General features: G+C 68.0%; 9 protein-coding genes. 7 read left to right on the top strand and 2 right to left on the bottom strand.

Translation table 11 applies throughout. The features are described 5' to 3' along the window. Positions 1–60: 60 nt before the first annotated feature. Positions 61–2391, bottom strand: coding sequence for an NAD-dependent DNA ligase LigA (ligA, locus tag ACODSC_RS06660; RefSeq protein WP_488812964.1), 2331 nt, complete (start codon positions 2389–2391; stop codon positions 61–63). A 101-nt stretch (positions 2392–2492) separates the two neighbouring features. On the opposite strand from ligA, the gene ACODSC_RS06655 reads away from it, so the two are divergent. Together ACODSC_RS06655 and ACODSC_RS06650 are read left to right on the top strand one after the other, a co-directional pair. Continuing rightward, a complete protein-coding gene (locus tag ACODSC_RS06655) occupies positions 2493–3464 on the top strand; it encodes a M28 family peptidase (RefSeq protein WP_488812962.1) in 972 nt (323 codons plus the stop codon). Then, positions 3464–3967 (top strand): hypothetical protein, encoded by a 504-nt coding sequence (locus tag ACODSC_RS06650; RefSeq protein WP_488812960.1) that lies wholly within the window; start codon positions 3464–3466, stop codon positions 3965–3967. The genes ACODSC_RS06655 and ACODSC_RS06650 overlap by 1 nt, the downstream gene beginning before the upstream one ends. Here ACODSC_RS06650 and ACODSC_RS06645 read toward each other — a convergent pair whose 3' ends face one another. Then, complete coding sequence (locus ACODSC_RS06645; RefSeq protein WP_488812958.1) at positions 3968–4189, bottom strand: hypothetical protein; 222 nt, start codon at positions 4187–4189, stop codon at positions 3968–3970. A 97-nt stretch (positions 4190–4286) separates the two neighbouring features. On the opposite strand from ACODSC_RS06645, the gene ACODSC_RS06640 reads away from it, so the two are divergent. The 5 genes from ACODSC_RS06640 to gspD all read left to right on the top strand — a co-directional run bounded on the left by ACODSC_RS06640 (position 4287) and on the right by gspD (position 12609). After that, positions 4287–4943 (top strand): sugar transferase, encoded by a 657-nt coding sequence (locus ACODSC_RS06640; RefSeq protein ID WP_488812956.1) that lies wholly within the window; start codon positions 4287–4289, stop codon positions 4941–4943. Between the two features lie 238 nt (positions 4944–5181). Further along, positions 5182–6699, top strand: a complete 1518-nt coding sequence (locus ACODSC_RS06635) for a hypothetical protein (RefSeq protein ID WP_488812954.1) — start codon at positions 5182–5184, stop codon at positions 6697–6699. A 75-nt stretch (positions 6700–6774) separates the two neighbouring features. Then, complete coding sequence (locus ACODSC_RS06630) at positions 6775–9429, top strand: TonB-dependent receptor domain-containing protein (protein ID WP_488812952.1); 2655 nt, start codon at positions 6775–6777, stop codon at positions 9427–9429. Positions 9430–9619: 190 nt separating this feature from the next. Further along, on the top strand, positions 9620–10465 hold the full coding sequence (locus ACODSC_RS06625) for a type II secretion system protein N (RefSeq protein WP_488812950.1): 846 nt from the start codon (positions 9620–9622) through the stop codon (positions 10463–10465). Further along, positions 10462–12609, top strand: coding sequence for a type II secretion system secretin GspD (gspD, locus tag ACODSC_RS06620; protein ID WP_488812948.1), 2148 nt, complete (start codon positions 10462–10464; stop codon positions 12607–12609). The genes ACODSC_RS06625 and gspD overlap by 4 nt, the downstream gene beginning before the upstream one ends.

Genomic DNA, 12609 nt, shown 5'->3' with positions numbered 1-12609 from the left:
CCGCTGATCCCGCGACGGTTTTTAAGCCGAAATAGGATGGCTGGCGCTTTCCCCGCCGTTTCAGCCGATCAGGGCCAGCCATTCGTCTTCGGTCAGGACCTGGACGCCGTGTTTTTCGGCGTCCTTCAGCTTGGAGCCGGCGCCGGGGCCGGCGACGAGGTAGTCGGTCTTTTTCGAGACGGAGCCCGAGACCTTGGCGCCCAGGCTTTCCGCGCGGGCCTTGGCCTCGTCGCGGGTGAAGCGTTCCAGGGCGCCGGTGAAGACGACGGTCTTGCCTGCAACCGGGGTGTCGGACTTGGGCCGTTCGGCGTCGAGGATTTCGGTCAGTTCGGCCTCGAGCGCGGCGACGACCTGAAGATTGTGCGGCTCGTGGAAGAAGTGGGCCAGGGCCAGGGCGGCGACGGGGCCGACGCCGGTGACGCCGGCGATCTGGTTCAGGATTTCGGACGGGCCTTCCTCGCGCGCCACACGGGCCAGTTCGACCAGGCCGGACCAGTCGTCGACCATCGTGGCCAGCGAGCGCCGGGCGGGGGCGGCCATGCCGGGGAAGGCCTGGCTGATCTTCATATCCATCGTGGCGTCGGGCCAGGGATCGGCGGCGGGGGGCGTCGCCTCGGCCATCAGGGTCAGGACGCGCGGCGATATGGCGTGGGCGGCGGCAAGTGTGGTCCAGGCGTCAGAGGGCACGCCCGAGGCGGCTTGGAGGCAGGCGGCCTTCAGCGCGGGCCAGCTCTCGAAGGCGCGGGCCAGGACGATGGAGGTCTGTTCGCCGATGTCGCGTATGCCCAGGCCGAACAGGAACCGGTCCAGCGAGATGACGCGGCGGGCGTCGATTCCGGCGACCAGGTTGCGGATGCTGGTCTCGCCATAGCCGTCTTCGCGTTCCAGCTCCTTCAGCCGCGCTTCGTCGCGGGCCAGGCGGAAGATGTCGGCGGGCTCCTTGATCCAGCCGCGCGCATTGAAGGCGACCAGCTGTTTCTCGCCGAGGCCTTCGATGTCGAAGGCGCGGCGGCCGACGAAATGTTTGAGCCGTTCGACGATCTGGGCGTCGCAGATCAGGCCGCCGGTGCAGCGGCGCTTGACCTCGTCGCCCTCACGCACCGCCTCGGAGCCGCAGACCGGGCATTTGTCGGGGAAGACATAGGGGACGGCTTCGGCGGGACGCAGGTCCGGGACGACGCCCAGAATCTGGGGAATGACATCCCCGGCGCGTTGCAGGCGGACGGTGTCGCCGATGCGGACGTCCAGACGTTCGATCTCGTCTTCATTGTGCAGGGTGGCGTTCCTGACCACGACGCCGCCGACGGTGACCGGATGCAGGCGAGCGACTGGGGTCAGGGAGCCGGTGCGGCCGACCTGGATGTCGATGCCTTCCAGCACCGTGGTCGCCTGTTGCGCGGGGAATTTGTGGGCGATGGCCCATCTGGGGCTTCGGGCGACGAAGCCGAGACGGCGCTGCCAGTCCAGGCGGTCCACCTTGTAGACCACGCCATCGATATCATAGCCCAGGGTCGCGCGGTCGCGTTCCAGTTCGCGATAGACCGCGATCAGGCCCTGGGCGCCCTCGACCCGGCGCGAGCGGGCGTTGACGGGGAAGCCCCAGGCCTTGAGCTTTTGCAGGGCCTCCCACTGGGTCTCGGCGAAGTCGCTGGAGTGTTCGCCCCAGGCGTAGGCGAAGAAGTTCAGCGGACGTTTGCCGGTGATCCGGGCGTCCTTCTGGCGCAGGGAGCCGGCGGCGAAGTTGCGCGGGTTGGCGTAGGTGCGGCGGCCCTCGGCCTCGGCTGCGGCGTTGAAGGCGGCGAAGGCGTCGGTGGGGGCGTAGACCTCGCCCCGGATTTCGATCCGGTCGGGCCAGTCGTCGCCGGCTAACGTCTGTTTCACATCGGCGATGGTGTTCAGATTGGCGGTGACGTCCTCGCCGGTGCGGCCGTCCCCTCGTGTGGCGCCGATGGTCAGTCGGCCGTCCACGTAGAGGAGGTTGGCGGACAGGCCGTCGATCTTGGGCTCAGCGACGAAGGCGATGGGCTCGTCGGCGGGCAGTTTCAGGAAACGGGCGATGCGGGCGACGAAGTCGCGCACCTCGCCCTCGTCGAAGGCGTTGTCCAGCGACAGCATGGGCAAGCCGTGGCGGACCTCGGCGAACTGGGTGGAGACGGCGGCGCCGACCTTGTTGGACGGGGAATCCGGGCGGATCAGGTCGGGGAAGGCGGTCTCGATCGCCAGGTTGCGGGCGCGCAGGGCGTCGTAGTTGGCGTCGGAAATCTCGGGCGCCGCCTCGGCGTAGAGGGCGTCGTGGCGGGCCATTTCGTCGGCCAGCCAGGCAAGCTCCTCGGCCGCCGCGTCCGGCGTCAGGGCGTCGATGGAAACGGGTGAGGGAATCGTCGGGGCCATGAGGATCGTCTTATCATCTGCGGCGGCGCCTGCATGACAGAACCGTATGCTGACGGCCGGGGGAAGGGACGCTAGGCTGACGACCCAGCCTCGGAGCCTGCATGAATCGATCGCCTTTTCCTATCTTCCTGACCGCCGCCCTGGTGCTGAGCGGGTGTGTCGCCGCGCCCGCCGCTCCGGTCGCGCCGACGCCCGCCGCAGCGGTGGAGACGGGCCCGAGCCAGTTGCTGGAGGACGTTCGCATCCTGTCGGCGAACGACATGGAGGGGCGCGACACCGGATCGCCGGGCGGCGAGCGGGCGCGGGCCTATATCGTGTCTCGGCTGGAGGCGATCGGGGTGCAGGCGCCACCGTTCGGACGGCTGCAGCCGTTCCAGGCCTCGGGTCGCACGGCCGAGGGGGTGAAGGCCTTCAGCGGGGTCAATATCGTCGGGCTGATACCGGGTACGCGGGTTCCGGATCGCTATATCGTCGTGACGGCGCACTATGATCACGTCGGCGTCAGCGGCGGCCAGATCTACAACGGCGCGGACGACAACGCCTCGGGCGTGTCGACGATGCTGGAGATGGCGACGCGGCTGAAGGCGAACCCGCCCGAACACAGCGTGCTGATCGTCGCCCTGGACGGCGAGGAGCGGGGGCTGCTGGGGGCGCGCGAGTTCGTGCGGGCGCCGCCGGTGCCGCTGTCGTCCATCAGCCTGAACCTGAACTTCGACATGACGGCGCGGGCCGAGACGGACGGTCATCTGTGGGTCACAGGGACCTATCAGCAGCCGCAACTGCGCCCCATTCTGGAGGCCGTCGCGCCGCAGGGGCCGGTCTCGTTCGCCTTCGGCAAGGACACGCCGCAGGATACGGGCGAGAACAACTGGGTCGATGCGTCCGACCACGGCGCCTTCCACGAGGCGGGCGTGCCGTTCCTCTATATGGGCGTGGACTATCACCCCGACTATCACCGCCCGAGCGACGACTTCGAGCGGATCACCCCGGCCGTCTTCACCAGCGCGACCGAGATCGCCATCGCCGGGTTCCGGGCACTGGACGAGGCGCTGGACAGGGCGATGGACCGGTGATGCGTCGGCTGGCGGCGGCGCTGTCGCTCTGCGTGCTGGCGCTGGGGGCGTGTGAAAGGCGGGAGGCGAGGGCGCCCGTACCGGCAAGCCCGCCCCCTGCGGCCGCGGCGTTCAGTCATCGGCTGAGCGGGGACGTCTCCGGAGAATATCGCTCGGCGCCCGATGCGGAGGGCGGAACGACGTCGCTGTTCATCGGGCAGGCGGCGGCCTTCGTCAGGTGGGAGGCGGGAGATCGCACGGCGCCGCCGCTGCTGCTGACGCTGACCGGGCCGGACGGGGAGGCGCGGATCACGCCCGAGGCCTATGTCGTCACCGACGATGCGGTGCAGATGAGGGGCGCGACGCCTGACGGCGGAGTGGTCCAGTTTCAGGCGCGTCTCGACCAGGGCGCGCTGGCCACGGCGCGGCGAAACCTGGGGGACCAGACGCCCGTCCTGACCGGGACGGTGACGGTGGAGGGACGACGCATGGCCGTCAGCCTGAGCCGATGGGGCGGCGACTGATCAGAGCGCCAGGCGGACCAGCAGATAGACCCCGCCGGCGATCGCGGCCCACAGCAGAAGGCTGAGCCCCACCAGCAGGCCGACGGAGCGTTTTCCCGACCAGCGGGGCTCTGTGGAGGATCGCTTCAGGCGCACGTCCGCCGGAGAGGCGAGACGGCGCGACGGGCGGGAGGGTTTGGCGGACACGATGCAACCTATGATGGCGAAAACGTCGCCGGTCAAGAAGTGTGGTCTTGCGTGTTCAGGACGTAAACGCATGACGAGTTGCCAAGATTGCAACCTTGAGAAATAGTCCGCCGGGGAGGGTGGACAGATGGCGATGGCGGAGGCCGCTGGGCGGCGGCAGGCGCGGGTGCGTCCGAACACGTCTCGACGCGGGGGCGATCAGGCGCGGTGGATCCGCGCGCTCGACGTCGTCGTTTCGCTGGCCGCGCTCCTGTTCTTTCTTCCGCTGATGGCTCTGACGGCCCTGGCGATCCGGGGGCAGGACGGCGGGTCGGCCTTGTTTCGACAGGCGCGGCTGGGGCGGGGCGGGGAACTGTTCGACTGCCTGAAGTTCAGGTCGATGGCCGTCGACGCCGAGGCCCGCTTGCCCGATATGATGAATGAAGAATGGGCGGCGGCGCGCAAGTTCAGGCGCGACGCCCGCGTGACCCGGCTGGGGCGCGTGCTGCGGCTGTCCAGCCTGGATGAGCTGCCCCAACTGATCAACGTCCTGAGGGGGGAGATGTCCCTGGTCGGGCCGCGCCCGATCGTGCTGGACGAGGCGAAACTTTATGGACGACGTCTGCAAGCCTATTGCGCGGTGCGGCCCGGTCTGACCGGCCTGTGGCAGATTTCCGGCCGTAACGACGTGGCCTATGCCCGTCGCGTGGCCATGGATGTCTGGCTGGTCAGGAACGCGTCCCTCCGCGTCTATCTTATGATCCTGGCCCGGACGATCCCGGCCGTCCTGAGCCGGAGAGGCGCCTGCTAGGAGGCGATCGTCTTTATCGTCGGCGACCGGATCGGTTTTCGTAAAAGCGCCGTCGATCATCCTCAAAACCTCCGTCGAACCTTCATGATCCAGCGCATGCGCCGTCACAACCAGACCCTAATGACTGTAGCCGGGCAGGAGGGGCGATCACGTCGTTGCGGCCGGGCATAAGCTCGGACGTCCCCTGCCGTAGCTCTTTGACCAGACACACGGTGGACTGACGATGACCGGCCTTCAGATGAAAACCCTGCTTGTGACGGCGTGCAGCGCCCTCGCGCTCGCCGCCTGCGGTTCCGCCGAAGTGGCCTCGCCTGGAGAAGGCGATTACGGAAACGGCGGCGGCGGTGGCGGCGGTGGTGGTGGTGGCGGAACGCCCGCGCCGGGCACGCCTGCGGCGGATTGCCCGACGGGCCTGTCGAACGTCGGCACCATCGCCAACAACAGCCTGCGCGTTTGCCAACTGCCGCAACAGGTTCTGGGCAATCTGACCCTCGCCGTGCGCGCCGGCACCATCTATTCGATCACCGGCCGCACCGAAGTCGGCACCGATCGCGGACTTGACCCGGCGGCGCCGACCGGCACGCAGGGCGTCCTGACGATCGAGCCGGGCGTCAAGGTCTTCGCGTCGGGCGGCGGCGACTATCTGCTCGTCAACCGCGGCTCGCAGATCTTCGCCGAAGGCACCGCGACCAACCCCATCGTCTTCACCAGCCGTCAGAACATCGAGGGTTCGACCACCGCGACGTCGCAAGGTCAGTGGGGCGGCATCGTCCTCGCCGGTCGTGCGCCGCAGGCCAACTGCCAACTGACGGCGCCCGTCACCTGCACCGGCCAGGTCGAGGGCACCAACGCCTTCTACGGCGGCAACACGCCCGCCGACAACTCGGGCCGCCTGCGTTACGTCCAGATCAAATATTCGGGCTTCGAAATCTCGACCGGCAATGAACTTCAGGCTCTGACCCTGGCCGGCGTCGGCTCGGGCACGACCCTGGAATACATCCAGTCGTACAACAGCTCTGACGACGGCATCGAAATCTTCGGCGGCTTCGCCAACCTGAAGCACATCGTCATCAACGGCGCCGACGACGACGGCCTGGACACCGACACCGGCTGGCGCGGCGGCGCCCAGTTCGGCATCGTGACCCAGCGTGCGCCGAACTCGACCAGCCGTTCGGCCGGCTTCGAGTTCTCGTCCGCCCCGGCTTCGACGGCCTACGCCTCGCGTTACCTGTCGCAGCCGAAGATCGCCAACTGGACCCTGGTCGGCCGCAACGCGCCGATCGACGCCCACACGGTCATGCACTTCGACACCGGCACCAACCCGAACCTGATCAACATCGTCGCCACCTCGACGGCGGGTTCGGTCGCCGGCTGCTTCGACATTGCAGACGCCGACACGCAGACCAGCTTCGACGGCGGTACGACGCCGTCGCTGCGTTCGATCTACATGTCCTGCGCGGTCTCCTACCGTCCGGCGAACGTGGCGCGCTCGACGGCCGTGTTCACCAACGCCCGCAACACCAATGTGACCGCTGCTGGCACGTCGACCCTGACCGCCCCGACCTCGGGCACGACCATCTCGAACCAGAACCTGGCCTTCATCAACGGGGCCAACGAGAACGGCGTCACGCCGGTCGACGCGAAGACGGTTTACGCCTTCTTCGACACCACCACCTACATCGGCGCCGTCCAGAACGCGTCCGACACCTGGTGGCAGGGCTGGACCTGCGGCCTGACTGCCGGCTCCACCTGCTGACGATGACAGCGCCGGCGGCGACCATGGGGTCGCCGCCGGTTCTTCGCGTTTCCCGACCCCTTCAAGGCGCAGACCATGAATAGACTTACTCTGACCCTGAGCGGGGTCCTTCTCGCCAGCAGTGCGCTGATCGCGCCTGGCCTGGCGTTCGCCCAAACCGCCCCCGCGACGACCCCGACCGCGCAGACCCCGGCCCAACAGGTCCAGGAACAGGCGACCGACGTCGGCGAGATCGTCGTCCTGGGACGCTACATTCCCGAACTCAACCGCGAAAGCTCCGAGGTCGCGGCCTTTCTGACGTCCGAGGATCTGGAACGGACCGGCGACAGCAACGCCGCCGCCGCCCTGACCCGCGTCACGGGCCTGTCGATCGTCGAAGGGCGCTTCATCTATGTGCGCGGCCTGGGCGAGCGTTACTCCTCCGCCCTGCTGAACGGTTCGCCGCTGCCCAGCCCCGAACCACTGCAACGCGTCGTGCCGCTGGACCTGTTCCCCTCCAGCATCCTGGCGGGCGTGACGGTCCAGAAGACCTATTCGCCCAACTTCCCCGGCGAGTTCGGCGGCGGCGTCATCGACCTGCACACCATCGACGCGCCCACCGAGCCCTTCTTCAACATGAAGCTTTCGCTGGCCGGCAACACCGAGTCGACCGGCAAGGAAAACCTGATCTACTTCGGCTCGCGCAGCGACTTCACGGGCTTTGACGACGACACCCGCGAAGTGCCCGGCGCGATCAGCATCGCTTTCGACCAGGGCAAGCAGATCAACACCGCCAACTTCTCGGCCGACCAGCTCCAGACCATGGGGCAGTCGCTGGTGAACGCGCCCCTGCGTCTGTTGCAGCGTGAAAAGACGCCGATCGACGGCGGCGTGGAACTGGCCGGCGGCTTCTCGCAGCAAACCGGCCTGGGCACCCTGGGCGTCGTGGCTGTCGCGGGATATGACAACAGCTGGCGCGCCCGCAATGGCGTCCAGGAAGAAGGCCAGTTCCAGGGCGACGTGCTGGTGCCGGTCTCCACCTATGCCGTTGAATCCTACCAGAACGACATCCGCCTGAACTTCCTCGGCGGCCTGTCGCTGTCGAACGAAGACCATGAGGTGAAGTGGACCAACTTCTACGTCCGCAACACGTCCAAGGAAGCTCGCACGGTCGCCGGACCGGACTTCGACGCCGGCGGCGGCGTGATCCGCAACGACTATACCGAATGGTTCGTTCGCCAGCTGTTCAGCAGCCAACTGGCCGGCGAGCACCACTTCATGGACGGCTCCCTGGAAGTCGATTGGCGCGCGGCCTACGCCAAGACGTCGCGCGACGCTCCCTATGAATCGCGCTTCCAGTACGGCGTCGATGCGGACGGCGCTTTCATCCATAACGTCCAGGGCAATCTGATCTCGTTCAGCGAACTGGACGACGACATCGTCTCCGGCGGCGTCGATGTGGCCTACACCCTGCCGCTGTCGTCGGCGCGTGAAGCCATTATCAGCGCCGGCGTCGCCTCACTGGACAACAACCGCGAAGCCTCGCGTCACGACCTTCAGTTCGAGGCGGTCAACGGTTTGACGGACGATCAGCGTCACTCGCGGATCGACTATCTCTTCTCGGACTACAACATCAACCCGAACACCCTGCAGCTGCGTGAGATCGCCGGCAGCAACGGCGCCAGCGCCTATGACGCCGAGCTGCAGGTCAACGCCGCCTACGCCATGGTCGATGCGGAAATCATTCCGCTGGTCCGCACCACGGTCGGCGTTCGCTTCGAGGACGGTCAGCAGAGCGTGACGCCGCGCGATCTGTTCGGCGGCGCCTCGACCTTCGAGGCCACCGAGATCGACGAGCAGTATTGGCTGCCGTCGTTCACGGCGACCTGGAACTTCGCCGAGGATCAGCAACTGCGTTTCGGCGCCTCCAAGACGATCGGTCGTCCGCAGTTCCGCGAACTGGCGCCCCAGGCCTATACCGACCCGGAAAGCGACCGCATCTTCATCGGCAACCCCTATCTGGTGGACACCGAACTGCTGAACCTGGATGCGCGGTACGAATGGTATTTCGCCCGCCAGCAGTTCATCACGGCCGGCGTCTTCTACAAGGACCTGGATAAGCCGGTTGAATCCGTCATCGTCGATGTCGGCAACCAGCGTCAGCAATCCTTCCTCAACGCGCCCAAGGCCACCATCATGGGCGCCGAGGTCGAGGTGAAGAAGTATTTCGAGTTCCCCGACCAGGGCATGTCCTTCATCGCCAACAAGCGCTGGCTGGTGCAGGCCAACTACACCTATTCGGACTCCGAGGTTAAGGTCGGCGAGGACGACACCGTCCTGACGCTGGGCGGGGCCGGCACGCCGGAGCAGGCGTCCTTCTTCATCCAGGACGGCAGCCGTCTCCAGGGCCAGTCGGAACACGTCGCCAACCTGCAACTGGGCTGGGAAGACGACACCGCCCGGTCGCAGGCGACGATCATCGTCAACTACGTCAGCGATCGCATCACCGCGCGTGGCGCAGGCGTCGGCAGCGGCCGTGAACCGGACTTCATCCAGGAGCCCGGCGTCTTCCTGGACTTCGTCTATCGCAAGGACTTCACCGTCATGGCCCGCGACATGGGCTTCGCCCTGGAACTGCGGAACCTGCTGGGGACCGAGTTCGACGAATATCAGGAGCTTGGGAACAAGATCCGGGTCAACAACTACGACCTGGGTCAGAGCGCCTCGGTCAGCCTGACCGCCCGCTTCTGATCCAGAAACAGGCTGCGACCTTGCGACCGGGAGGCTTCGGCTTCCCGGTCGTTTTCGTTTCAGGATCATCCGTATGGACCGTGACTGTCACGAGATGTTCTTGGTGTCTTCACACTCCGGTGCGGCCCGCATACGGACGATTAGTCTAAGTCGCGACACGGCCGTCGGGGGCCGTGACGAGCATGGCGTCGTGATCGCTGCTTTCCGCAACTTCAGCCTGACGTCGGCGGCCGAGACGGCCCGTCGCCTGCCGCTGCGTCGCATCGTCGAGGCGGTCCTGATCCTGCTGCTGCTGATCCAGGCGGGGCGTCTGGTCTGGGTGTTCGTCGCGCCGCATCCCAAGACCGAGCCGACGGCCGCTGCGGCGCCCGATCGGCCCGTGGACATGACCATTCTGTCGCGTTTCGACGCCTTCTTCCGCACGGGCGGACAGGGCGCGCTGGCCGGGGCGTCGGGGACGGACGCCAGCCAGATGCGGCTGTTCGGGGTGCGGTCAGGCGGCGTGGGCGGCGGGTCGGCCATCATCGGTCTGGCGGATGGACGCCAGGTCTCCGTCGGCGTCGGCGAGGAGGTGGAGCCGGGGCTGGTGCTCCAGGCGGTCGGCCCCGACTTCGTCACCCTGGCGCGCGGCCAGTCGCTCAGCCGCCTCGAATTCACCGAAACACCCGTCGGCGCCGCAGCGCCGCCGCCGCCGCCCTCGACGCCCCAGGTCGTGGCGCCGCCCAGCCCTGCGCCGGCCTCGGCCCAGGGCGCGATCGTCGATCCCCAGCGGTTGATGGCCCAGGCGTCGCTGCGTCCCCGCATCCAGGGTCTGGGCGTCAACGGCTTCACCGTATCCTCGGCCGGCAATGCGTCCGAGCTGCGCAGCGCGGGGCTCCAGTCCGGCGACGTCATCCTGTCGGTCAACGGGGTAGCGCTGAACAGCCCGCAGGCCATCGGCGCCCTGCGCGGCCAGCTGGCCAGCGCGCCCGCCGCCGAAATCCAGTACGAGCGCGCCGGAGAGACGCGCACCACCACCATAAGGACGCGTCCATGACCGCCTCTCTGCGCAACCGCCTGATGCGATCCGGCGTCGGCGCGCTCGCCGCCGTGCTGGTTCTGCAAGGCCCGCTGTCGGCCGTGCCGGTCGCCGCCCAGGAGGCGCGCCAGACGCTGAACGTCCAGGGCGCCGACATTCGCGCCTTCATCCAGGACGTGGCCCGCACGACAGGGCGCACCTTCATCGTCGATCCGGCCGTGACCGGCACGGTGACGGTGACCAGCGACCGCCCGCTGGGCCGCACGCAGCTGTTCGAGGTCTTCCTGTCGACCCTGCGGGCCAACGGCCTGGTCGTCACGCCGACCCAATCGGGCGCCTATCGCATCAGCCCGGCCCAGGGCGCGGCGCAAGGGCCGTCCACCGTGGGAGTGGAGCGGTTCTCGACCGAGGTGTTCCAGCTTCGCAACATCGACGCGGCCTCGGCGGCCGAAACCATCCGGCCCCTGGTCGGGGGCCAGGGGCAGGTACTGGCCAATCCCGGCGCCAACAGCGTGGTGGTGGCGGATTTCGCCGACAACCTGGCGCGGGTCCGGTCGCTGATCTCGCGGATCGACGTGGATCGATCCAGCTATGAGGTCGTGTCGCTGGAGAACGCATCGGCGCGCGAGATCGCAGGCGTGCTGCAACAGGTGATGTCGGCGCCGGGCGCAGGCGGGCAGGGGATGGTCACGGTCACCCCGGTCGAGAGCTCCAACTCCATCGTCCTGCGCGGCGACGGCCAGGCGCTGACCCGCGTGCGGGGGCTGATCCACGATCTGGACGGCCGGTCACGCGCCAGCCAGGACGTCAATGTCATCTTCCTGGAACACGCCAGCGCCGAGCAGCTGTTGCCGGTGCTGCAACAGGTGGTCGGGCAGCCCGTCAGCGCATCGACGGAGGGGACGCAACGGCTGCGGACCCCGCCGACGGGCACGACGAACGGAGGCTCCGGCGGTCTGTCGCGCACGGCGTCCAGCCTGGGGGGCGCGGACGCCGACACCGGGGCCATCGGCTCTTCGACGGTCACGGCGACGGGCCAGCGCGCCACCATCGCCCGTTTCCCCGGCGCCAACGCCCTGGTGATCTCGGGGCCGGCGGACATGCAGCGGACACTGGCCGATGTGATCCGTCGCCTGGACGTGCGCCGCCAGCAGGTGCTGATCGAGGCCATCGTGGTCGAGCTGAGCGACAATGCGGTGCGCGAGCTGGGCGTCCAGTGGCTGTACGGCGGCGAGAACGGCGTGGGCCTGACCAACTATTCCAACCGCGCCTCGCCCCTGGTCCCGCTGGCCGGCGGCGCTGCGGCGGGCCAGCTCGATCCAGACGATCCGTTGCGTGAACAGCTTCAGAGCCTGGCGCTGAACAGCCTGCTGGGCGCCAACGGTTTCGTCGGCGGGGGCGGCGGCAAGATCGGCAACGGCCTGTTCGGCTTCATTATCAATGCGGCCAAGACCGACGAAGGCTCCAACCTGCTCCAGACGCCGTCGATCATGACGCTGGACAATGAGGAGGCGACCTTCCTGGTCGGGCAGGAGGTGCCGATCACGACGGGCCAGACCCTGCTGGACGGAAACTCCAACCCCTTCACCACGACCGACCGCAAGGACATCGGCGTGCGGTTGACGGTCAAGCCGCAGATCAACGCGGGCGGCTCCATCACCCTGACCCTGCGCCAGGAGGTGTCGGCCATCAACGGCGTGCTGACCAACGGCGCGTCGGACCTGGTGCTGGACAAGCGCGAGCTGGAGACAACGCTGGTGGTGGATGACGGCGACATCGCCGTCGCGGGCGGTCTGCTGGACCAGAACGACCGGCTGGCCACCGACAAGGTGCCGGGGCTGGGCGACATTCCCGGCGTCGGCGTGCTGTTCCGCTCGACCAGCCGACAGCGGGGGCGGACCAATCTGATGGTCTTCCTGCGCCCCACCATCATCCGCACCCCGGCCGAGGCGCAAGGCCTGGCGGCCGACCGCTGGGGCTATATGCGCGCCCAGCAGCAGGCGGTTCAGCCGGATCGCGAGCCCAGCCTGGACGCCCTGGTGCGGGACTATATGCGCACCCAGCCGCCGGCGGCGCCCGCCGTGGGCGAGCCGATGGTGATTGCGCCGACCGCCCCCATCGCGCCGGTCGACGTCGCGCCCCTGCCGCCTGCGGGGAGCTGA

Source organism: Brevundimonas sp. FG128 (assembly GCF_057809775.1).
This window is presented reverse-complemented; position numbering and strand designations above follow the sequence as displayed.

What these genes read in the sequence shown, in the direction of transcription:
- ligA (WP_488812964.1), bottom strand. Translation starts at nt 2,391, where the DNA reads ATGGCCCCGACGATTCCCTCACCCGTTTCCATCGACGCCCTGACGCCG.
- ACODSC_RS06655 (WP_488812962.1), top strand. Translation starts at nt 2,493, where the DNA reads ATGAATCGATCGCCTTTTCCTATCTTCCTGACCGCCGCCCTGGTGCTG.
- ACODSC_RS06650 (WP_488812960.1), top strand. Translation starts at nt 3,464, where the DNA reads ATGCGTCGGCTGGCGGCGGCGCTGTCGCTCTGCGTGCTGGCGCTGGGG.
- ACODSC_RS06640 (WP_488812956.1), top strand. Translation starts at nt 4,287, where the DNA reads ATGGCGGAGGCCGCTGGGCGGCGGCAGGCGCGGGTGCGTCCGAACACG.
- ACODSC_RS06635 (WP_488812954.1), top strand. Translation starts at nt 5,182, where the DNA reads ATGAAAACCCTGCTTGTGACGGCGTGCAGCGCCCTCGCGCTCGCCGCC.
- ACODSC_RS06630 (WP_488812952.1), top strand. Translation starts at nt 6,775, where the DNA reads ATGAATAGACTTACTCTGACCCTGAGCGGGGTCCTTCTCGCCAGCAGT.
- gspD (WP_488812948.1), top strand. Translation starts at nt 10,462, where the DNA reads ATGACCGCCTCTCTGCGCAACCGCCTGATGCGATCCGGCGTCGGCGCG.